20 protein-coding genes are annotated in these 21,927 nt (G+C 72.4%); 12 read left to right on the top strand and 8 right to left on the bottom strand.

Annotated elements, in window-relative coordinates; genetic code table 11:
• Window positions 1-124 precede the first annotated feature (124 nt).
• On the top strand, window positions 125-1,084 hold the full coding sequence (gene rarD / locus ACFVX6_RS10830) for an EamA family transporter RarD (RefSeq protein ID WP_389690024.1): 960 nt from the start codon (window positions 125-127) through the stop codon (window positions 1,082-1,084).
• 83 nt (window positions 1,085-1,167) lie between these two features.
• On the opposite strand, the gene ACFVX6_RS10825 is transcribed toward rarD, so the two are convergent.
• Entirely contained in the window at window positions 1,168-1,566 is a 399-nt protein-coding gene (locus tag ACFVX6_RS10825; protein ID WP_389690022.1) for a DUF6193 family natural product biosynthesis protein, read from the bottom strand.
• A 192-nt stretch (window positions 1,567-1,758) separates the two neighbouring features.
• On the opposite strand from ACFVX6_RS10825, the gene ACFVX6_RS10820 reads away from it, so the two are divergent.
• On the top strand, window positions 1,759-3,075 hold the full coding sequence (locus tag ACFVX6_RS10820; protein WP_389690020.1) for a M28 family metallopeptidase: 1,317 nt from the start codon (window positions 1,759-1,761) through the stop codon (window positions 3,073-3,075).
• 108 nt (window positions 3,076-3,183) lie between these two features.
• On the opposite strand, the gene ACFVX6_RS10815 is transcribed toward ACFVX6_RS10820, so the two are convergent.
• The 4 genes from ACFVX6_RS10815 to ACFVX6_RS10800 form a co-directional block, all read right to left on the bottom strand.
• On the bottom strand, window positions 3,184-3,600 hold the full coding sequence (locus tag ACFVX6_RS10815; RefSeq protein ID WP_389690018.1) for a hypothetical protein: 417 nt from the start codon (window positions 3,598-3,600) through the stop codon (window positions 3,184-3,186).
• Window positions 3,597-3,800 (bottom strand): ribbon-helix-helix domain-containing protein, encoded by a 204-nt coding sequence (locus ACFVX6_RS10810; protein WP_239516343.1) that lies wholly within the window; start codon window positions 3,798-3,800, stop codon window positions 3,597-3,599. Before ACFVX6_RS10810 ends, ACFVX6_RS10815 begins: the two co-directional genes overlap by 4 nt.
• Before the next feature lie 110 nt (window positions 3,801-3,910).
• Window positions 3,911-5,143, bottom strand: a complete 1,233-nt coding sequence (locus ACFVX6_RS10805) for an outer membrane lipoprotein carrier protein LolA (RefSeq protein ID WP_389690016.1) — start codon at window positions 5,141-5,143, stop codon at window positions 3,911-3,913.
• A 277-nt stretch (window positions 5,144-5,420) separates the two neighbouring features.
• A complete protein-coding gene (locus ACFVX6_RS10800; RefSeq protein WP_389690014.1) occupies window positions 5,421-6,431 on the bottom strand; it encodes a polyprenyl synthetase family protein in 1,011 nt (336 codons plus the stop codon).
• 201 nt (window positions 6,432-6,632) lie between these two features.
• Between ACFVX6_RS10800 and ACFVX6_RS10795 the strand changes: the two genes are divergently transcribed.
• Together ACFVX6_RS10795 and ACFVX6_RS10790 are read left to right on the top strand one after the other, a co-directional pair.
• Window positions 6,633-8,150, top strand: a complete 1,518-nt coding sequence (locus tag ACFVX6_RS10795; protein ID WP_389690012.1) for a peptide MFS transporter — start codon at window positions 6,633-6,635, stop codon at window positions 8,148-8,150.
• A 48-nt stretch (window positions 8,151-8,198) separates the two neighbouring features.
• On the top strand, window positions 8,199-10,205 hold the full coding sequence (locus ACFVX6_RS10790; protein WP_389690010.1) for a CocE/NonD family hydrolase: 2,007 nt from the start codon (window positions 8,199-8,201) through the stop codon (window positions 10,203-10,205).
• Window positions 10,206-10,283: 78 nt separating this feature from the next.
• Here the strand turns inward: ACFVX6_RS10790 and ACFVX6_RS10785 are convergent, their stop codons facing one another.
• Complete coding sequence (locus ACFVX6_RS10785) at window positions 10,284-10,691, bottom strand: RidA family protein (RefSeq protein WP_389690008.1); 408 nt, start codon at window positions 10,689-10,691, stop codon at window positions 10,284-10,286.
• 77 nt (window positions 10,692-10,768) lie between these two features.
• Between ACFVX6_RS10785 and ACFVX6_RS10780 the strand changes: the two genes are divergently transcribed.
• Complete coding sequence (locus tag ACFVX6_RS10780) at window positions 10,769-11,404, top strand: TetR/AcrR family transcriptional regulator (protein WP_389690006.1); 636 nt, start codon at window positions 10,769-10,771, stop codon at window positions 11,402-11,404.
• A gap of 53 nt (window positions 11,405-11,457) precedes the next feature.
• On the opposite strand, the gene ACFVX6_RS10775 is transcribed toward ACFVX6_RS10780, so the two are convergent.
• On the bottom strand, window positions 11,458-12,264 hold the full coding sequence (locus ACFVX6_RS10775; RefSeq protein ID WP_389690004.1) for an HAD family hydrolase: 807 nt from the start codon (window positions 12,262-12,264) through the stop codon (window positions 11,458-11,460).
• 141 nt (window positions 12,265-12,405) lie between these two features.
• Between ACFVX6_RS10775 and fahA the strand changes: the two genes are divergently transcribed.
• From fahA to ACFVX6_RS10745, 6 genes are all read left to right on the top strand, one after another.
• Entirely contained in the window at window positions 12,406-13,629 is a 1,224-nt protein-coding gene (gene fahA, locus ACFVX6_RS10770) for a fumarylacetoacetase (protein ID WP_389690002.1), read from the top strand.
• A gap of 166 nt (window positions 13,630-13,795) precedes the next feature.
• Complete coding sequence (locus ACFVX6_RS10765; RefSeq protein ID WP_389690000.1) at window positions 13,796-14,566, top strand: GntR family transcriptional regulator; 771 nt, start codon at window positions 13,796-13,798, stop codon at window positions 14,564-14,566.
• A 40-nt stretch (window positions 14,567-14,606) separates the two neighbouring features.
• Entirely contained in the window at window positions 14,607-14,834 is a 228-nt protein-coding gene (locus tag ACFVX6_RS10760) for a ferredoxin family protein (protein WP_030710222.1), read from the top strand.
• Window positions 14,835-14,848: 14 nt separating this feature from the next.
• Window positions 14,849-16,201: an ABC transporter substrate-binding protein gene (locus tag ACFVX6_RS10755; RefSeq protein WP_389689998.1), complete on the top strand. Its 1,353-nt coding sequence runs from the start codon at window positions 14,849-14,851 to the stop codon at window positions 16,199-16,201.
• A complete protein-coding gene (locus tag ACFVX6_RS10750) occupies window positions 16,198-17,202 on the top strand; it encodes an ABC transporter permease (RefSeq protein ID WP_389689996.1) in 1,005 nt (334 codons plus the stop codon). Before ACFVX6_RS10755 ends, ACFVX6_RS10750 begins: the two co-directional genes overlap by 4 nt.
• Before the next feature lie 342 nt (window positions 17,203-17,544).
• The gene (locus ACFVX6_RS10745; RefSeq protein ID WP_389689994.1) at window positions 17,545-18,363 is read left to right on the top strand and encodes an ABC transporter ATP-binding protein; all 819 of its coding nucleotides are present in this window, start codon (window positions 17,545-17,547) and stop codon (window positions 18,361-18,363) included.
• Here ACFVX6_RS10745 and ACFVX6_RS10740 read toward each other — a convergent pair.
• Entirely contained in the window at window positions 18,348-18,566 is a 219-nt protein-coding gene (locus tag ACFVX6_RS10740) for a hypothetical protein (RefSeq protein ID WP_389689992.1), read from the bottom strand. The genes ACFVX6_RS10745 and ACFVX6_RS10740 overlap by 16 nt on opposite strands.
• A 266-nt stretch (window positions 18,567-18,832) precedes the next feature.
• Here ACFVX6_RS10740 and ACFVX6_RS10735 point away from each other — a divergent pair, with 266 nt between their 5' ends.
• A complete protein-coding gene (locus ACFVX6_RS10735) occupies window positions 18,833-21,508 on the top strand; it encodes a fumarate reductase/succinate dehydrogenase flavoprotein subunit (protein ID WP_389689990.1) in 2,676 nt (891 codons plus the stop codon).
• The last annotated feature ends 419 nt before the right edge of the window (window positions 21,509-21,927 follow it).

Here is a 21,927-nt window from a genome sequence, read left to right as displayed (position 1 = left end):
TCCGTCGTGTGCCGGCCGCCGGGCCGCCACCCAAGTGTCATGAGCATCTCGCCAGACGCTAATGACTTTCGGCGCGGGCGGCGCTACCGTCGTCAGGTTGGCTTGAAGTAGCTCTGGAGGTCCCGTGAAGGCACAGAACGACCAGCGCACGGGGTTGCTCTACGGATTCGCCTCGTACGGGATGTGGGGGATCGTCCCCCTCTTCTGGCCGCTCCTCCAGCCCGCCGGAGCGATCGAGATCCTCGCCCACCGCATGGTGTGGTCCCTGGCCGTGGTCGGCGTGGCGCTGCTGGCCCTGCGGCGCTGGGGATGGGTGTCGGAGCTGCTGCGCCAGCCGCGCAAGCTCGCCCTCACGGGGGTGGCCGCCGCCCTGGTCACCGTGAACTGGGGCGTGTACATCTGGGCGGTCAACAACGGCGCCGTCGTCGAGGCGAGCCTCGGCTACTTCATCAACCCCCTGGTCACCATCGCGCTCGGCGTCCTGGTCCTGGGCGAGCGCCTGCGCCGCACGCAGTGGGCGGCGGTCGGGATCGCCGTCGCCGCCGTGCTGGTCCTCGCCGTCGGGTACGGGCGGCCGCCGTGGATCTCCCTGATCCTGGCCTTCTCCTTCGCCCTGTACGGGCTGATCAAGAAGCAGCTCGGCATGGGCGGCCTGGAGTCGCTGACCGCCGAGACCGTGATCATGTTCCTGCCCGCCCTCGGCTACCTGCTGTGGCTCGGCTCGCGGGGCGAGTCCACCTTCACCGCACAGGGCCCGGGGCACGCCGTCCTGCTGGCCTCGGCCGGGCTGGTCACCGCGATCCCGCTGATCTGCTTCGGCGCGGCCGCGATCCGGGTCCCGCTGTCCACCCTCGGGCTGCTCCAGTACATGGCCCCGGTCTTCCAGTTCGGCCTCGGCGTCCTCTACTTCCACGAGGCCATGCCGCCCGCGCGCTGGGCCGGCTTCTCCCTGGTCTGGGTCGCCCTCTCGATCCTCACCTGGGACGCCCTGCGCACCGCCCACCGCTCCCGGGCCCTGCGCCTCGAAGCCCTGCCGGCGCCGCTGCCGGCGCCCCTGCCGACACCGGCGCGCGAGACCGCGTAACACCGGCACCACGCTCGGAGCACCGCTCGGAGCACCGACGGGCGCGTCTTCGGACGCGCCCGTCGGCATGTCCGCCCCCGGGGCTAACCGTCCATCGGCAGCCCCGTCGCGGCGAGCCGGAGGCGGGGCGGCACGTGCGCCACCACCAGGGCCACGGCCTCGCCGGCCGTGGCGACCTCGCCGACCTGCCCGGAGGGATCGCGCCGCATGACGCGGAACCGCCCGTCGGGCAGCGGGATCACGAAGGGGACCGCCACCTCGTAGGGGAAGCGGGTCGTGCTGCTGAAGTGCACGTGGCAATGGCTCGTGTACGGGTACAGCTGCCGCAGGATCGGGTCCTCGTGGGCCTCCTCCAGCACGGCGATGGTGCCGAGGCGCCAGACCTTGGGACCGAGGCGCTCCAGGCGGTCCGCCCATGCCCGCCGTGTGTCGACCCACTGGGCCTCGACGACGGCCGCACGGGTCTCTTCGTTCACGTTCATCCCCCCAGTGTGCTCCCGCCCCGGCGCCACGGGCTGCTGCGTCCGCTTTCCGAACGGGTGTGACCGGATTGAGGTCTTGACGGACTGTCATGCTCTCGCTGACCATCAGGCTCGCACTGACGCACGTTGCTCACTTGTTCCACCCCGCACGTTTCCGCACACATCCCCAGTACGGAATCCCGGAGCCCCCACATGAGCCTGTCCGTCTCCCGGCGCCTGGCCGCCGTGACCGCCCTCGCGGTCGCCGGTCTGTTCGCCGCCACCGCCCCCGCCGCGCTCGCCTCGCCGACCTCGGTCGCCGCTGCGCCCACGCCGCCCGACATCCCGCTGGCCAACGTCAAGGCACACCTGACGCAGCTGCAGTCCATAGCCACCGCCAACGGCGGCAACCGCGCCCACGGCCGGGCCGGCTACAAGGCCTCGATCGACTACGTGAAGGCCAAGCTGGACGCGGCCGGTTTCACGACCACCCTGCAGACCTTCACCTCCAGCGGTGCCACCGGCTACAACCTGATCGCCGACTGGCCGGGCGGCGACCCCAACTCCGTCCTGATGTCCGGCTCGCACCTCGACTCGGTGACCTCGGGCGCGGGCATCAACGACAACGGCTCCGGCAGTGCGGCCGTCCTGGAGACCGCGCTCGCCGTCTCCCGGGCCGGCCTCACGCCCACGAAGCACCTGCGCTTCGGCTGGTGGGGCGCGGAGGAGCTGGGCCTGATCGGGTCCAAGTACTACGTGAACAACCTGCCGGCGGCCGAGAAGGCGAAGCTCTCCGGCTACCTGAACTTCGACATGATCGGCTCGCCGAACCCGGGCTACTTCGTCTACGACGACGACCCGACGATCGAGCAGACCTTCAAGAACTACTACGCCGGCCTCGGCATCCCCACCGAGATCGAGACCGAGGGCGACGGCCGCTCCGACCACGCGCCGTTCAAGAGCGCGGGCATCCCGGTCGGCGGCCTGTTCTCCGGCGCCGACTACACCAAGACGGCGGCCCAGGCGACGAAGTGGGGCGGCACCTCCGGTCAGGCCTTCGACCGCTGCTACCACTCCTCCTGCGACACCACGGCGAACATCAACGACACCGCCCTGGACCGCAACTCCGACGCCATCGCCTACGCGATCTGGAACCTCGGGTACGCCGTCCCGGTCCCGCCGGGCCCGTCCTTCGAGAACACCGCGGACGTCACGATCCCGGACTCCCCCGCCGCCGCGGTGAACTCGCCGATCACGGTCTCGGGCGTCACGGGCAACGCGCCGGCCACCACCAAGGTCGACGTGAACATCGTCCACACCTACATCGGTGACCTCGTGGTCGACCTGGTCGCCCCCGACGGCACGCTGTACAACCTGCACAACCGCACCGGCGGCAGCGCGGACAACATCGTCAAGTCCGTCACGGTCAACGCCTCCTCCGAGGTCGCCAACGGCGTGTGGAAGCTCCAGGTCAAGGACGTGGCCGCGCAGGACGTCGGCTACATCAACAGCTGGAAGATCACCTTCTAGGACGGCAGTTCCCCGGGGGCTCCGGCGCGATCCGACGGGATCACGCCGGAGCCCCCACCCGTTCGCCGTGCCCCGCGTGCCCGCCGCGCCCTGCGTGCCCGCCGTGTCCTACGAGTCCTGCGCGCGGCCCCGTAGCGAGGCCGACAGCGGCTCCTGGATCCGGGCCCGCAGTTCCTCCGCGACCGCCGCGACGTCGGCGCGGCCCAGCTTCGCGGCCTCCACCAGATCGCCGAGTTCCTCCGGCGACGGCAGCTGCTTGGCCCCGGCGACCCGCAGGTACGAGCGGGTGGCGGCGGCGGCGTAGAACTCGTTCATCGGGGATTCCAGCGCCGGGCACACCGCGAGCGTGTGCAAAAACGCCGCGGCCCGCCACGCGGTGTCCGGGGCGGGCTGTTCGGGGACCAGGATGAGGTCGTTCTGGTGCCGGGCCACGGCGGCGGCCACTCCGGAGGGATCCCACACGGCGGGATCGGACGGGAGATGGTGGGCCAGAGCGGTCCAGGCCCACTCCATGGTGATCTTCAATGCCCGAACCGCTCCTGGAAGTAGCCCCAGTGGTCGGCGAACTCCTCGATCCCGGACAGGAAGTTCTTCCGGTCCTCGTCGAGCTCGCGTTCCGTGACTTCGGTGATCAGCGCGGTGACCGTCGTGCCCAGGGCCGCCGCACGCGCCTTCAGGCGTTCGTGGAACTCTTCTTCCAGGCGGATGGTGACGTGTCTCGACATGCTTTTCACGGTACAGCGGGGCTGCTGTACACAGGGCCGGAACGGCCCGAGGGTGGGCAGGGACACAGTCCCCGCCCACCCTCGGGCATCCGCTTCGGCTCCGCGTGCGCCTACTTGTTCGCGTCGGCCGCCTTCACCAGCTCGGCCTTGGTGACCGCGCCGACGTAGACCTTGCCGTCGTCCGTGATCAGCGCGTTGACCACGCGGGTCTTCAGGACGCGGCCCTCGCCGAACTTCCCGGAGACCTTCTCCCCGAGCGAGTCGAGGAACTGCGCGGCCCCCTTGGGCGCGTTCTTGTCCTTGGCGGCGTCGTCCATGCCCTTGAGGGTGTTGGTCGCGCCGGTCTCGATCCGGGCGATCGAGGTCCAGCCCTCACCGAGGACCTTCGGCTCGCCCTTGGCGCCCTCGGCGCCGCCGGTCAGGCCGCCCAGGCCCGGGATGGACTCCAGCGCGCCCAGACCCTTGTCGTGCTCGCCGGCCGCGCCCTTGCCCTTGCCGTGCTCGCCGGCCGCGCCCTCGGTCACCTTGGCGCCCTTGGGCGGGGTGAAGGCGAAGGTGTCGGCAGCGGGCTTGGCGAAGTCCACCTTGGTGAAGCCGGCGTCCACGATCGGCTTGCCGCCGTCGGTGGAGAGCACCTGCACGCGCAGCGGCACGCCGTTCTTCGCGTCCACCGCGATCTTCACCGAGGCGACCGTCGAACCGGCCCCCTTCGGCTTCAGGACCAGCTGGTAGGCGTCGCGCCCGGCCACCTGGGCCGTGTCGCCGACGCTGACGTCGGTGGTCGTTCCGGCGGCCTTCAGCACCTCCTGGGCGATCTCCTGCGGGGAGGCCGGGAGGCCGTCGCCGGCCTTGTCGCCCTTGTCGGCGGCTCCCTTGTCGGTGGGCGTCTTCTCGTGGAAGACCTCCTTCGACTTGGAGTCGTATCCCCAGACGTCGTCGCCGTTGTGGACGAGGCTGTACTCGTCCTTGCCGTCCACGAAGGTGAGCTTCTGGCGGTCCGGTCCGTCGGCGGCCACGCGGAAGGTGTGGGTGCCGCTCACCAGCTGGGAGAGCTTCTCCTGCGGGTCCGCGGAGCCGCCGGTCACGCCGCCACCGCCGCCCAGCAGGCCGGCCGGAAGGCTCGGCAGACCCAGGTCCGTGCTGATCTTGGCGCTGCCGGACAGCTGCTGCACGTCCGAGGCCGCGATCTTCTCGATGAGCTGCTGGGCCGTCACCTTCGGAAGGTCCGGTCCACCGGCGTTCGCGAAGGCCGGAACCATCGCGATCGTGCCGGCGACCACACCGAACACCGCGACCGGTACGGCGTACCGAGCGGCCTTGCGGGTCTTTGCGTTCGTTGCCATGTCTGTCTGCCCTACCTCTGTGTGTACGGCGGCGACCTACCCGTCTTGTGTGGTCGACAAATGCGACCACGTCCACCCCTCGCCGCCACTCTCACCCGATCTGGTGGGGATGTGCCTCTATCTGACCAAAGAAGAGGGGGTCGGGGCGTCAGCCCCCGGAGCCAACTGTGCGTACGCCCCAGGGATGACATGACGAAGGCCCGGCCTCCCCCACCCGTAGGGGTTGCCGGGCCCTCGCCCCTGCATTCGGTGGGTGCCTTTCGGCTTCGCCCCGAGGTCAGCCCGCCCGGTGGACCACGGCGTCGCAGAGCTCCACCAGCGCCGACTTCGCGAAGCATTCGGGCAGCGGGGCCAGCGTGGCCCGCGCCTCCTCCGCGTACCGCACGGTGTCCTTGCGGGCCTGCTCCAGGGCCGGGTGGACCCGCAGCCGGGCGAGCACCTCGGCGTGCCGGGCGTCGTCCGTCAGATCGCCGTCCAGGAGCCGTACGAGCTCCACGTCCTCGGGGTCGCCGCCCTGGGCCGCCATCTCCCGCAGCCGCAGGACCGGCAGTGTCGGGATGCCCTCGCGCAGGTCGGTGCCGGGGGTCTTGCCGGACTCGTGCGAGTCGGAGGCGATGTCGAGGACGTCGTCGGCGAGCTGGAAGGCGGTGCCGAGCCGCTCGCCGTACTGGGTCAGGATGTCGACGACGGACTCGTCGGCGCCGGACATCATCGCGCCGAAGCGGCCGGAGACCGCGATCAGCGAGCCGGTCTTGCCTGCGATGACGTCGAGGTAGTGCTCGACCGGGTCGCGGCCGTCGCGCGGGCCGGCCGTCTCCAGGATCTGGCCCGTCACCAGCCGCTCGAACGCCTCGGCCTGGACCCGTACGGCCTCGGGGCCGAGGTCCGCCAGGATGTGCGAGGCGCGGGCGAACAGGAAGTCACCCGTCAGGACGGCCACGGAGTTGCCCCAGCGGGCGTTGGAGCTCTCCACGCCGCGGCGCACGTCCGCCTCGTCCATGACGTCGTCGTGGTAGAGCGTCGCCAGGTGGGTGAGCTCCACGACCACTGCGGAGGGGACGATCCCGGGCGCGTAGGGATCGCCGAACCGGGAGGCGAGCATCACCAGCAGCGGCCGGAACCGCTTGCCGCCGGCGCGGACCAGGTGCTGTGCGGCCTCGGTGATGAAGGGGACTTCGCTCTTGGTGGCTTCCAGCAGACCCGCCTCGACGGCGGCCAGTCCGGCCTGGACATCGGTCTCAAGAGCCTGGTCCCGCACGCTCAGTCCGAACGGCCCGACGACGGTCACGAGGGGTACTCCTGTCTGCTGACGATCACCTTGACGATCACACGGATTGTCGATGTGTCGCTGCCATCACTCAAGCCAGCGTATCCGGTCTGTTTTCGATCACCCAGGGCGCCTGTCCGGCCACGCGCACCGTACCGGCCGGGCGGTGCCCCATGCGCCCCGGTATGTTCTAGATCAGCCGAAACAACCGGAGAATGTGTTTTGTCCAGAACTTCTACCGATATAGACGAGCCTTCGGACCCGGAGGCCGACCAGCCGCCGCCCGGCGACGACCACGCCTTCCTCGGGCACCCCAGGGGCCTGGCCACGCTCTCCGGGCTGGAGGTCTGGGAGCGCTTCTCGTTCCTGGGCATGCAGGCCATCCTCGTCCTCTACTTCGCGGACACGGTGGCCAACGGCGGCCTGGGGATGAACCCGGGCACCGCGGCCTCCGTCTCGGCGGCCTACGGGACCATGGTCTACCTCGTCTCCGTCGCCGGCGGGTGGCTCGCCGACCGGATCCTCGGTTCGTACCGCGCCGTGCTCTGGGGCGGCATCCTGATCGCATGCGGCCACTACGCCATGGCCGTGCCCACCGCCGCCATGACCTGGGTGGGCCTCGGCCTGATCAGCGCCGGCACCGGCCTGCTGAAGCCGAACGTGGCCAGCATGGTGGGCAAGCTGTACAAGACGGACGACGACCGGCGCGACGCCGGCTTCGCCCTCTACTACATGGGCATCAACATCGGCGCCTTCGCCGGTCCCCTGATCACCGCCTGGCTCGGCGAGCACCAGGGCTGGCACTGGGGCTTCTCGGCCGCCGCGATCGGCATGACCGCGGGCCTGATCCAGTACGTGGCCGGCCGCCGCCACCTGGCGGGGCGCAAGCACTCCGCCGAGTTCGCGCTGGCGCCGGACGCGATGCGCTCGGCCGTGACGAAGATCATCGCCGGGATCCTGCTCTTCGCGGCGCTCGCCACTCTTCTGGCGGTACTGGGCTGGCTGACGATGGGCCGGTTCGTCGACCTGCTCACCCTGGTCTCGGTGATCGCCCCGGTCGTGTATTTCGTGATCATGTTCCGGAGCCCCCGGGTGACGGGCGAGGAGCGGGGGCGCCTGCGCCCGTACGTGGTGCTCTTCCTGGCCTCGGTGGCCTTCAACTTCATCCTCTTCCAGGCGTACTCGACGATGATGCTGCTCGCGTCGACGAACGCCCGCACCGAGATCCTCGGCTTCACCTTCCCGGCCGGCTGGTACGCCTCCGCGCTCGGCGCGTTCGAGGTGCTCCTGGCCCCGGTCGTCGCCGCGCTGTGGGTCCGGATGGGCCACAAGCAGCCGCACGCCTCCAACAAGATCGCCATCGGCGTGATCCTGGGCGGCCTGTCCTTCCTCCTGATGGTCATCCCCACCTCGGGCCACACGGGCGACACGTACAAGATGGCCGCCTGGTGGATCATCGGCTCCTACCTGCTGCTCGGACTCGGCGACATCCTCCTGGAGACCTCCGGCATGTCGGCCACCACGAAGCTCGCCCCGAAGGCGTTCGCCAGCCAGACGATGGCCCTGTGGTTCCTCTCCCTCGCCCTGGCCAACGGCATCCAGGCGCAGGTGGTCAAGCTCTACGGCCAGGTCTCCACCCCCGCCTACTTCGGCGTCAACGGCGCCATCGCCGTCGCGGTGGGACTGGCCGTGATTGCGCTCGCGCCGTGGCTCAAGCGCACGATGCACCCCGTTCACTGACACCCCTTGTTCACTCACCGCCCCCCGGCGATCGGCGAGAGAGCCTCGATGATCATCCGTACCGAATTCCCCTACGGGACCACCCACGAGGACGTCCGGATCCCGATGCCGGACGGCACCGAGCTGTACGCCCGCATCTGGCGGCCGGTCACCGACGAGCCCGTCCCGGCGCTGCTGGAGTACCTCCCGTACCGCCTCACCGACTGGACCGCCCCGCGCGACTGGCAGCGCCACCCCTGGTACGCGGGCCACGGCTACGCCTCCGTACGGGTCGACGTGCGCGGCCACGGCAACAGCGGCGGCGACCCGGGCGACGAGTACGACGCGCAGGAACTCGCCGACGGGGTCGCCGTGGTGGAGTGGCTGGCGGCCCAGCCTTGGTGCACGGGGTCCGTGGGCATGTTCGGGATCTCCTGGGGCGGCTTCAACAGCCTGCAGATCGCGGCGCTCGCCCCGGAGGCGCTCAAGGCGGTCGTCACCGTCTGCTCCACGGACGACCGCTTCGACAACGACGTGCACTACATGGGCGGCTCGCTGCTCGCCGTCGACATGCACGCGTGGGCGGCGACCATGCTCGCCTTCGCCTCCCGCCCGCCGGACCCGCTCTACGCGGGCGAGGGCTGGCGCGACCAGTGGCTCTCGCGGCTCGGCGCGGTCGAACCCCTCGTCCACACCTGGCTCTCCCACCAGACCCGCGACGCGTACTGGCGCCACGGGTCGGTGTGCGAGGACTACGGCGCCATCGGCGCGGCCGTCCTCGCCGTCGGTGGCTGGCACGACCCGTACCGCGACACCGTGCTGCGGCTGGTCGCCGCGCTCCCCGCCGACCGGGTCCGGGGCCTGATCGGCCCGTGGTCGCACCAGTACCCCGACCGGGGGCTGCCGCCGGGGCCCGCCATCGGCTTCCTCCAGGAGACCCTGCGCTGGTGGGACCACTGGCTCAAGGGCAAGGACACCGGCGTCATGGCCGAGCCGCTCCTGCGCTCGTGGATCTCCGAGTCGCACCCGCCGGCGACCAGCTACGCGACCCTGCCCGGCCGGTGGGTCGGCGACCCGTCCTGGCCCTCGCCGCACGTGGACCCGGTCACGTACGCCTTCCAGGGCGCGCCGGTCGTCGTGGCCTCCCCGCAGCACACGGGCCTGGACGCGGGCCGCTTCTTCCCCTTCGGCAACGACGCCGACCTGCCTCCGGACCAGCGCGAGGAGGACGCGAAGTCGGCCTGCTTCGAGTTCCCGGTGGGTGACGGCTCCGGCCCGGTGGAGATCCTGGGCCGCCCGGTGGTCCGGCTGCGCCTGCGCATGGACGTCCCGTACGGGCAGGTCGTGGCCCGGCTGTGCGACGTGGCCCCGGACGGCTCCTCGACGCTGGTCACCCGGGGCGCGCTGAACCTGTCCGCGCGGCGGGGCCGGGACAAGGCGGTGCCGTGGCCGGTGGGCTCGTACGAGGACGTGGTCTTCGAGCTGAACGGCATCGGCCACTCCTTCCCGCCGGGCCACCGCATCCGCGTCGCCCTGTCCTCGGCCTACTGGCCGTGGATCTGGCCGCGGGCCGGCTCGGAGCACGGCTGGACCCTGGACCCGGCGGGCAGCGCGGTGGAACTCCCGATCCGCGATGCCTCTGCCGAGGAGGACCCGATCCTCTTCGAGGCCCCGGAACAGTCGGAGCCGCTGGGGGTCGTCTACCCCGCGACCTTGGACGCCCCCCGTCCGGAGCGGCTGGTCGTACGGGACGTCGCGCGCGGGATGTGGCGCCTGGAGGTCGACCCGCGCTACGGCGGAACCCGCGTGTACCCGGACGGCCTGGAGTTCAGCGAGGACGCGCTGGAGATCTACGAGATCCAGGAGGCGGACCCCTTGTCGGCCCGCACCCACTCCACCTGGACCGTACGCCTGCACCGGCCGGAGCTGGCCTGGGACGTGTCGGTGGTGACCCGCTCGGAAATCACCTGCGACGAGGGTGGCTTCCTCACCTCGAACGAGGTGGTCTGCCGCGAGGGCGACGAGGTCCTCTTCCACCGCACGTGGGAACGGCGGCTGCCGCGGGCGGCGGTGTAGCCGTTCCCCCGGGGCCCCGGGGTCTATTTCCCGGGGCCCCGGGGGCGGTCATCGCGGGCGGTCATGGCAGGTGCACGGCTAGTCGATGACCGCGGTGGCCTCGACCTCGACCAGCAGGTCCGGTTCCCCCAGCGCCGCAACGCCCAGCAGGGTGATCGGCTTGACCGGATCGATGCCCAGTTTCGCTGCCGCCCGGCCCACTCCCTCACCCAGCAGCGGCATCTTCTCGGGGCTCCAGTCGACGACGTAGACGGTCAGCTTCGCCACGTCGTCGAAGGAGCCGCCGACCCCGGCCAGAGCGGTGGCGATGTTCAGATAGCACTGCTCGACCTGAGCGGCGAAGTCCCCCTCGCCCACGGGCCGGCCCTCGGCATCGCGGGCCACCTGCCCCGCGAGGAACACCAGCTTCGATCCGGTGGCGACCGACAGCTGCCGGTAGACCTCGGGCTTCGGCAGTCCCTCGGGATTGACCAGCGTCACGGACATGAACAGCCCTTCCTCTTGGCAGCGGGAGCAATGGGATCAGCCCCCGTAAGCATAGCGCTGCTATGTATTGTGGGGTCATGGCGAGGACAAAGGATCCGGCGGTCCGCTCCCGACTGCTCGACCGGGCCGCACAGATGCTGCGGACGAGGCAGCCGGTCACGCTCCGCACCCTGGTCTCCGGAACAGGCGTGTCGACGATGGCCGTCTACACCTACTTCGGCGGCATGGACGGCCTGTGGAAGGCACTGCGACAGGAAGGCTTCACGCGCCTGGCCGCCCGGCTCGCGGTCGTCAAGACGTCCGCGGACCCGGTACGGGACCTCGCCGCCCTGGGCGCCGCCTACCTGGCCAATGCGGTGGAGAACCCCGACCTCTACCGGGTCATGTTCGATGCCGGCTTCGACCTGGAAGACACCGGCGCGGCGGACGAAACCCTGCACCGCCTCGTCCGCGCCGTCGAACGGGCCAAGACGAAGGACCGCTTCCGCAACGAGGTCGACCCGCTGGAGCTTGCGACACAGAGCTGGCTCATCGGCCACGGCCTCGCCTCCCTCGTCGCCACCGGCCCCCTGCCGCACGGGGCACTCGCTCACGGCGTGCCCCTGCTGACCGCACTGTTCACCAGCGCAGGGGACGAACCCGACCGATGCCGCCGGTCGGTCGAGCGCGGCTGGGGACGGATCCCCTCCGGCCCTGAGCCCCTGAATCCCTGAGGCCCCGAATCCCTGAGGCCGCGAATCCCTGAGGCCCCGCCGGGCGGCCGCCCTCAGCCGAAGAGCCGCTCCAGGACCACCGCGATGCCGTCCGCCTCGTTCGAGAGCGTGACCTCGTCGGCGACGGCGAGGAGTTCCCGGTGGGCGCCGGCCATGGCGACCCCGTGGGCCGCCCACGCGAACATCGGGATGTCGTTCGGCATGTCGCCGAAGGCGATCGTCGAGGAGCCGGAGACGCCCAGGAGGGCCGCCGCCACCGCCAGCCCGCTCGCCTTGTCGATGCCCGGGGGCTGGAGTTCCACCGTGTGCTCGCCGGCCATCGTGACGTTGACCAGGTCCCCGACCACGCCCCGGGCGATCTCCGTCAGCTCGTCGTCCGAGAGGCGGGGGTGCTGGAGGAGCACCTTGTTGATCGGGGAGGCCCAGAGGTCGGACCGCCGGGCCACCGCCACCGTCGGCAGGTGCGGGTGCCACATCCGGTAGCCCGGCCCTATCAGCATCTCCGCGTCGACGCCCTCCTGATTGACCGCGGCCCAGACCTCGCCGACCTCCGCCTCGATCTTCCCGAGGGCGACTTCCGCCAACTCCCGGTCCAGGGACACGGAGTGCAGCATCCGACCCGCCGCCGCGTCGTAGACCTGCGCTCCCTGCCCGCACACCGCGAGTCCCGTGTAGCCGAGGCCGTCCAGGACGTGGCGGACCTGCGGGACGGGGCGGCCTGTCACGATGATGTGCCGGGCGCCGGCCGCGCGGGCGGCGGCGAGAGCGGCGTAGGAGCGGGCCGAGACGGTGTCTCCGGCGCGCAGCAGAGTCCCGTCCAGGTCGGTGGCCACGAGTGCATAGGGGAGGGCGGAAGTCACGCGTTCAAGGATACGGACCCGCGCGGACAAGTCCTACAAATACTGCCCGAATCCGGCCTCCCGCACGCCCCACCAGCCCCGTAACGTGTCAACAAGCCCCCGGGACACCCCCGGGCCGCGTCGAAAGCGAGGCAGCACCCCATGCCCCAGCAGAGCCCCCTCGACATCCCCGAGGGCGACCCGTTCGGGCCGCACAACCTCCCCTACGGCGTGTTCTCCACCGCCGGGGAGGAGCGGCGCCGGATCGGTGTCCGCATCGGCGGGTACGTGCTCGACGCCGGAGCGGCCGCGGCCGCGCTCGGCTCCCCGTACGCCGGACTGCTCGGGCAGCCCTCCCTCAACCCGCTGCTCGCCGCGGGCCGCACCGCGTGGAAGGACGTGCGCCGCGCGCTGACCGCCTGGGTCACCGACCCCGGCCACCGGCCCTCCGTGGAACCGCACCTGCTGCCGCTGGAGGAGGCCGTCCTGCACCTCCCGTACGAGGTCGCCGACTACGTCGACTTCTACGCGAGCGAGCACCACGCGACGAACGTCGGCAAGATCTTCCGGCCGGACGGGGACGCACTGACCCCCAACTGGAAGCACCTGCCCATCGGCTACCACGGCCGGGCCGGCACGATCGTCGTGTCCGGCACCGACGTCGTGCGCCCCGCGGGCCAGCGCAAGGCGCCCGCCGACCCTGCGCCCGTCTTCGGGCCGTCCGTGAAGCTCGACATCGAGGCCGAGGTCGGCTTCGTCGTCGGCACCCCCTCGGAACAGGGCCGCCCCGTGGCCCTCGCCGATTTCGAGGAGCACGTCTTCGGGCTGTTCCTGCTCAACGACTGGTCCGCGCGCGACATCCAGGCCTGGGAGTACGTGCCGCTCGGCCCCTTCCTCGGCAAGTCCTTCGCCACCTCCGTCTCCGCCTGGGTCACCCCGCTGGAGGCCCTGGACGCGGCCCGGGTCGCCCCGCCCGCCCGTGACTTCCCGCTCCTGCCCTACCTCGACGACTCCGCCGCCGACCGGCCCGGCGGCTTCGACCTGCACATCACCGTCTCCATCAACGGGCAGGAGGTGGCGCAGCCGCCGTTCGCGTCCATGTACTGGACCGCCGCCCAGCAGCTCGCCCACATGACCGTCAACGGCGCCTCCCTGCGCACCGGCGACGTGTACGGCTCGGGGACGGTGAGCGGCCCGGAGACCGACCAGCGCGGCTCGCTGCTGGAGCTCACCTGGAACGGCCGCGACGCCATCGAGCTCACCGACGGCAAGCGCACCTTCCTGGAGGACGGGGACACCGTCACGCTCACCGCGTGGGCACCGGGCGCCGACGGCACCCGCGTGGGCCTCGGCGAGGTCGCCGGCCGCATCGTGGGCACCATGTAGTCAAGACGGATGCGCGTCCACATCGCGGGACGAGCATCGACGGCGGGGTGGCGGATCTTTCCGCGGCCCCGCCGTTCTCGCAGGTCATAGCCGTACGCGGACACCCGCGGGTGGCGCAACACTGCGGCAACACCACCGGCCCGGCTCCCTCGGTATGTTCCGTGCCATGCCAGCCGAACGCACCCGCGAACACACCGTCCCGGTCGCCGCCGCGCGCCGCCGGCGGCTGCGCGCGGACCAGGCGCGACAGCTCGCCGACCTGTTGCGCCACCAGATCCTGGCGGGCGGCTATCCCACCGGCGTCCTCCCCTTGGAGGACGCCCTCGCCGCCGACTACGGCGCCGGCCGCAACACCGTGCGCCAGGCCCTGGACCTGCTGCGCGGCGAGCAGCTCGTCGAGCGCCGCCCCGGTGTCGGCACCGTCATCGTCTGCGCCAAGTACCCGCACGGCCTCGACCGCCTCCAGGGCCTCGCCGAAACCCTCCACGAACACGGCCGGGTCACCAACGAGGTCCGCACCGTCGGCCCCGTCCGCGCCCCGGCCCCCGTCGCCGGCCGGCTGCGCCTGCCCGAGCACTCCGACGTGCTGTACATCGAGCGGCTGCGCCGCCTGAACGGGCTGCCGCTCTCGCTCGACCTCACGTACGTCCCCCTGGACATCGGCGCGGACCTGATCGGCTGCGACCTGGAGAACACCGACGTCTTCCGGCTGCTGGAGTTCCTGACCGGGCAGCCGCTCGGCCACGCCGAGATCACCCTCGAAGCCGTCAACGCCGACGCGCACTCCGCCGCCGTCCTGCAGGCCCCGCGCGGGGCCGCCGTCCTGATGCTGGAGCGCCTCACCCACCTCGGCGACGGCCGGCCCGTGGACCTGGAATTCATCCGCTTCCGCGGCGACCGGATCACCATGAGCGGCCTGCTGCACCGCAGCGCGTAAGCCCTCGTAGCCCCCTCATCCCCCCTTCCTGGAGACAGCCATGCCTCTGGTCCCCCAGCGCGGCGACGTGCCCGTGACCATCGACGAGTCCCTGTGCATCGACGGCTGCACGCTCTGCGTCGACATGTGTCCGCTCGACTCGCTCGCGATCCGCGAGGACAACGGCAAGGCGTACATGCACGTGGACGAGTGCTGGTACTGCGGCCCGTGCGCCGCCCGCTGTCCCACCGGCGCGGTGACCGTCAACATGCCCTACCTGCTCCGGTGAAAGGCCCTCTCCCGATGCGCACGAGAACCCTCGCGCCCGCCCTCCTGCTGATCCTCCCGCTGGCCACCGCGTGCGGTGGGTCCTCCGGTACGGGCGGCGGCGGCAGCAAGACGGTCACGGTGACCGTCGGCTACCAGTCCAAGACCATCAACACCGTCACCGCCGGTACGCTCCTGCGCTCCCTCGGATACTTCGAGCAGGAGCTCGCGGCGCGCGGCAAGAAGGACGGGGTCACCTACGAGGTCGACTGGCAGGACTACGCCACCGGCGCCCCGATCACCGCCCAGATGACCGCCGGGAAGATCGACATCGGCTCGATGGGCGATTTCCCCCTCCTCATCAATGCTGCGCGCGGCAAGGAGCTGAAGCAGCCCACCCGCCTCGTCTCCGTCACCGGCTACAACCTGCGCGGCGGCCTCAACACCGTGGTCACCGCGCCCGACGCGAAGCTGGAGTCGCTCGCCGACCTGCGGGGCAAGAAGGTGTCCACCTCGGTCGGTTCGGCGGCCGACGGGACGCTCGTACGGGCCCTGCAGCGCGCCGGGATCGATCCCGAGAAGGGCATCGAGAAGCTCAACCAGCAGCCCAGCGTGGGTGCTTCGGCCCTCCAGGCGGGCAGCGTCGACGCCCTGTCGCAGTTCGTCGCCTGGCCGGGCCAACTGGCCTTCGAGGGACGGGCCAAGGCCCTGTACGACGGGGCCGAGCTGAACCTGCCGACCTTCCACGGGGTCACGGTCCGCGAGAAGTTCGCAGCCGAACGCCCCGCGGTCCTGGAGGACTTCCTGCGGGCCCAGCGCAAGGCGACCGAGCACCTGCGCACCCAGCCGGTCGCGGCGGCCGAGTCGGTGGCCAAGGAGACCGGGCTGCCGGCGGAGGTGGTGTACCTCTACAACGGGGCCAACGGCATCGCCACCTTCGACCCGGCCCTGCGCCCCGAGCTGCTGGCGGCGCTGAAGGAGGACGTCCCCGTCCTCAAGGCGGCGAAGCTGGTGGACTCCGTCGACGTGGACGCCTTCGTGGACCCGGAGCCGCTGCGGCGCGCCGCAGCGGGCACCCAGGACTACCCGGCGGCCGCACCGGGCCGCCCGGAGCTGTGGCTGAAGGAGGGCAACCGCACCCAGAGCTTCGACACTCCGGCGGCCCTGCTGAAGGCCTTCAAGGCCGCCGGCACAGGCGTCCGGGCCGCCTACGTCCCTGACGCGGTGACGGGCACGCTCTGGTTCGCCGACAAGGCCGTCTGGGTGGCGGAGGGCTCCGAACTGCGCGCGTTCGTCACCCCGTCGGGCGCGAAGGCGTACGCCGACCAGCACGCGGGGTCCGGAGCGCGGATCGTCTCCTTCGCCGAAGCCGGGACCCTGGCCTCATGACGGCCCGCCGCCGGCTCCTACGGCTGGCCTCGCTCGCCGCGGCGCTGCTCGCCTGGCAGCTCCTGACCTCCCTCGACGTCAACCTGTGGCTCCGCTTCGAGCAGTTCCCGACCGTGGGCGAGGTGGCCTCGACGTTCGCGGACCGGGCGACGACCGGCCCCTACTGGCAGGACCTCGGCTTCAGCCTGCGGCGCATCGTGACGGGCTTCGCGCTGGCGTCCGTCCTGGGCGTGGCGGCGGGCACGGCGATCGCCCGCTCCCGGCTCGCGGCGGACCTGCTGGGCCCGGTCCTCGAAGTCCTGCGCCCGATCCCGGCGATCGCGCTGGTCCCGGTGGCCATCCTGCTCTTCCCGTCCAACGAGCAGGGGATCGTCTTCATCACCTGCGCGGCGGCGTTCTTCCCGGTCCTCGTCTCCACCCGGCACGCGGTGTCCGCGCTGTCCCCGGTGTGGGAGGAGGCCGTCCTGACGATGGGCGGCGGCCGCGCCCGGATCCTCTTCTCGGTGGTCCTCCCCGGAGCCCTCCCGGGCATCTTCGGCGGGCTCTCGGTCGGCATCGGGGTGTCCTGGATCTGCGTGATCTCCGCCGAGATGATCTCCGGTGAGTACGGGGTCGGTTACCGCACCTGGCAGGACTACACGGTCGTGGACTACCCCGGGGTCTTCGTCGGCATGGCCACGATCGGCGCCCTGGGCTGGCTCACCTCGACGGCAGTCGAACGCACGGGCCGCCACCTGACCCGCTGGCTCCCGTCCCGCACCCCGGGGGCCGGCAGCCCCCGCCTCCCGGGCCCCCGCGGGCCGGGGCACCGCTGGCCGGGGCCTGGCCTCCCTGGGGCCGGCCTCCCTGGCCCCGACCGGGTGGGCCCCGACCGGCCGGAGTCCCGCCAGCCGAAGTCGCGCCAACCGAAGTCGCGCGGCCCGGCCCCCGCCCCACCCGGGTCTCCCGCCCCGGCCGTGCGCAGCCCGTCCCCGGCCGCCGCAGACGGCGGGCCCGGCTAGGCGCTGCGCGGGCTGGGTCCCCTACCCGCCCTTCCACCGTTCCCAGGGCTCCGCCCTGACCCGTCCGGCCCGGGCTGCGCCCGAGGCCCCTGGGGCTCCGCCCCAGATCCCGCGTCTCAATCGCCGACGGGGCTGGATTTTGGCCGCGCCGGCCTCCACGTGCACGCCGTGTACGTGCACGCACCTCCCTGGGACATCCAGCCCCGCCGGCGATTGAGGCGCGGGGGTCCGGGGCGGAGCCCCGGAGAACGGGGGAAGGGCGGGTAGGGGACAGCCCCGCAGGGCCCAACCACCCGCACGGCAACGCCGCCGAAGTCCACGGCGACCACAGGACAGGAAGGGATGACCATGTCCGTACGCACCCTCACCCCCGCCCCACCCACCGGCGCCGCCCTCCACCTCACCGGCGTCAGCCTGGGCCACCCCACCACCGCACCCGTCCTCGACGGCCTCGACCTGACCGTCAACGCGGGCGAGATCCTCACCGTCGTCGGCCCGTCCGGCTGCGGAAAGTCCACCTTGCTCCGCACCCTGGCCGGCCTCCTGCCGCCACTCCGCGGTGCAGTCCAGCAGGACGGCGCCCCGGTCACGGGCCCGCACGCCGACCGTGCCCTGGTCTTCCAGGACGACGCCCTCCTCCCCTGGCGCACGGTCCGCGCCAACGTCGAACTCCCCCTGGCCATCCGCAAAACGCCCCGCGCGGACCGCCGCCGCACCGCCACCGACTGGCTGGAGCGCGTAGGACTCGCCGACCACGCGCACAAGCACCCGCACCAGCTCAGCGGCGGCCAGCGCCAGCGCGTCCAGCTGGCCCGCGCCCTCGCGGCCGCGCCCCGCGCCGTCCTCATGGACGAACCCTTCGGCGCGCTCGACGCCCAGACCCGCGCCGAGATGCAGGACCTCCTCGTCACCGTCCTCGCCGGTACCGGAGCCACCGTCGTCTTCGTCACCCACGACGTGGACGAGGCCCTCCACCTCGGCGACCGCGTCGCGCTCATCGCCACCGGCGAGCTGATCGACGTACCGCACCCGCGCTCGCGGACGGCGGACCGTTCCGCGCTGCGCCGGCACGTCCTCGACCTGGCCTCGCAGACGAGGAGGGACGGCACGTCGGCACCGGTTCGGGAGGCGCCGGGGCATCGAGGTCAGGCCACCAGGTGACCGGCCTCCGTCTTCTCCTCCACGGCGGAGGCGAGCACGCTCCCCGATGGCCCGTGGCCCGGGTCGGCCGCGGCCGTAACTACGACAGCGGATGCGGCGACGGCCGCTTCGGGCGGCGCCGCGGGCGCGGGCACTGCGACCGGGCCGGCGAGGGCGGCGGCGATGGCGAGGACTGCGACCGTGCGCAGGGTCCACTTCAGCACGATGGGGCTCCGATCCGGACGGGTGATGGCGTGCGTCCCGATCCTCGCGCCCGATCCGGTGCCCGGGGATCGTCCGCAGGTCCCGGCCGCCTCCCCCGCACGGGGGAGCCGGCCGCCACCGGGGCCTCCCGTCCTCGTGAACCCGGCCCGAGCAGATCGGGCCTGAACACCCGCCTCCCGCACGCGTGAACGACCGCCGTCACGGCTCGACCACTCGTGAAGCAAGCCACTCGACTCCCTCTGAAAGGCCCCCCGTGGACATCCCCATGGACCTCCCCGCGATCGCCGACGCCGAGGAACTGACCTGCGACGTCCTCGTCATCGGCGGCGGCACCGCCGGAACGATGGCGGCGCTGACCGCCGCCGAGGCCGGCGCGCGGGTGCTGCTCCTGGAGAAGGCGCACGTACGGCACTCCGGCGCCCTCGCCATGGGCATGGACGGGGTCAACAACGCGGTCATCCCGGGCCGCGCCGAGCCCGACGACTACGTCGCCGAGATCACCCGTGCCAACGACGGCATCGTCGACCAGTCCACGGTCCGCCAGACGGCGACCCGCGGGTTCGACATGGTGCGGCGCCTGGAGTCGTACGGGGTGAAGTTCGAGAAGGACGAGCACGGCGAGTACGCGGTCCGCCAGGTCCACCGCTCCGGCTCGTACGTGCTGCCCATGCCGGAGGGCAAGGACGTCAAGAAGGTCCTCTACCGGCAGCTGCGCCGCCGCGAGATGCGCGAGCTGATCCGGATCGAGAACCGGGTCATGCCGGTCCGCGTCCTGACCTCCCCCGAGGACGGCCGGGCGATCGGCGCGGCCGCCTTCAACACCCGTACCGGCGCCTTCGTCACCGTCCGCGCCGGGGCCGTGATCCTGGCGACGGGCCCGTGCGGCCGCCTCGGACTGCCCGCTTCCGGATACCTCTACGGGACGTACGAGAACCCCACCAACGCCGGTGACGGCTACGCGATGGCCTACCACGCGGGCGCCGCGCTCACCGGCATCGAGTGCTTCCAGATCAACCCGTTGATCAAGGACTACAACGGCCCGGCCTGCGCGTACGTCGCGAACCCCTTCGGCGGCTACCAGGTCAACCGGCACGGGGAGCGGTTCGTCGACTCCGACTACTGGTCGGGGCAGATGATGTCCGAGTTCGCCGCCGAACTCGCCTCCGACCGGGGCCCGGTGTACCTCAAGCTCAGCCACCTCCCCGAGGAGACCGTCGCCGCCGTCGAATCGATCCTGCACACCACCGAGCGGCCGACCCGCGGCACCTTCCACGCGAACCGGGGCCACGACTACCGCACGCACGACATCGAGATGCACATCTCGGAGATCGGCCTGTGCGGCGGCCACTCGGCCTCCGGCGTACGCGTCGACGACCACGCCCGCACCACCGTTCCCCGGCTCTACGCGGCCGGGGACCTGGCCTCCGTACCGCACAACTACATGATCGGCGCCTTCGTCTTCGGCGACCTGGCGGGGTCGGATGCCGCGCAGTACGAGCCGTACGAGGGCGACTTGCCCACCGACCAGCTCGCCGCCGCCCACGAGCTGATCTACCGCCCCCTGCGCCACCCGGACGGCCCGCCCCAGCCGCAGGTCGAGTACAAGCTGCGCCGGTTCGTGAACGACTACGTGGCCCCGCCCAAGACGGGCGCGAAGCTGTCCCTCGCCGTGGAGGCCTTCACCCGGATGGAGCGGGAGATCGGCGAGATGGGCGCCACGACCCCGCACGAGCTGATGCGCTGCGCGGAGGTCTCCTTCATCCGGGACTGCGCGGAGATGGCGGCGCGGGCCTCGCTGGCCCGTACGGAGTCCCGCTGGGGGCTGTACCACGAGCGCCTCGACCACCCCCGGCGCGATGACGCGGGCTGGCTGCACCACCTGGACCTGCGCAAGTCCCCGTCCGGGGCCATGGAGTTCACGGCGCGCCCGGTCGATCCCTACCTCGTCCCCGTCCCGGAGTTCATCCCGACGGGCGGGCCCTCCCGGCACCTGGGCGAGGTCGAGCTGGTCGGCGTGGCCCTGGCGGGCGGCGACGGCCGGGCGGCGGCCCCCGTGGCGGCCGGCCGGGACACCGGATCCGCGCCGGGCTCACCCCGGATCCTGGAACTCCTCTCCCTCGCGGAGGAAGCCCCGGGCCTGCACGCCCTCCTCCCCTACCTGGACGACCCCGACCCGGCGGTCCGCGCCACGGCGGTGGCGGTGCTCGGCGAAACCGTCCCGGCGGGGGCCGGCCCCGCCCTCGGGGGGCGGCTCGCCGACCCCGACCCGGCGGTCCGCGCGGCCGCGGCGGCCGCGCTGCGCGAACTGCTGGAGGTGCTCGAGCCCGACCCCGAACTGGGCGCCACCCTGCGGGCGGGCCTCGCGGTGGCGGATCCGGCGGTCCGGTCGGCGGCGCTCGAAGCCCTACGGGTCCTGCGGCTCGGGGAGCCCGGCCTGTACGAGCTGTCCCTGCGGGACGCCGACGTGGACGTCCGCATCCAGGCGGTGCGGGCGCTGGTCTCGGTGGACGCGGTGGCTGCGCTGGCTCCGGCCGCCGGGGACTCCTCCCGGGAGGTCCGGGTCGCCGTGGCCAAGGCACTGGGCACCCTCCGGGCGGGCCCCGCGCTGGCCCCGCTCCTCTTCGACGCGGACCCGCTGGTCCGGGCGGCGGCGCTGGCTGCTCTCGCCGCCACCGGCGGCCACACGGCGCGGGCCGTCTCCTCCCTCTCCGACCCGGCGTGGCAGGTCCGCGCGGGGGCTGCCGCCGGGCTGTCCTCGGCCCCTGCCGCGGTGGCGGTGCCGCCCCTCTCCCTCGCGCTGTCCGACCCGAACGCGGACGTCCGCAAGGCCGCGGTGCTCGCCCTGCGGGCCCATCGCCCCGACCCGTCCGCCACGGCGGCCCTGGCCACGGCCGCCACCGACCCCGACGCGGACGTCCGCGCCTACGCCACCCGCCTGTAACTCCGCCCGGCGCACGCGATGCCCCCGCAGCCCCGGCCGCGGACGCTCCGCTGCGGGGGGGGCGAAGCCCCCGCAGCCCCCTCGCCGCTGCGCGGGGCAACGTCCCCGCAGCACCCGTCACCGCTGCGCGGGGCAAAGTCCCCGCAGCACCCCTCGCCGCTGCGCGGGGCAAAGTCCCCACGGCGACCCTTGCCGCTGCGCGGGGGAAATCCCCTACCCGCCCTTCCACCGTTCCCAGGGCTCCGCCCCGACCCGCGCCTCAAACGCCGGCGAGGCTGAGCGTGCCCCCGGGCCAGCCCGGACCCGGTCCTCAAACGCCGGACGGGCTGGGGGGTACCGGGCTGCGCCCGGACCCCCTGGGGCTCCGCCCCAGACCCCGGTCCTCAAACGCCGGACGGCTGAAAGACAGGGCCGATACC

The sequence above is a fragment of the Streptomyces sp. NPDC058289 genome (assembly GCF_042880975.1).
In the GTDB taxonomy this organism is placed as follows: Bacteria; Actinomycetota; Actinomycetes; order Streptomycetales; family Streptomycetaceae; genus Streptomyces; species Streptomyces stoeckheimensis.
The sequence above is the reverse complement of the archived record's forward strand: the minus strand, read 5'-3'. Positions and strand labels throughout refer to the sequence as shown.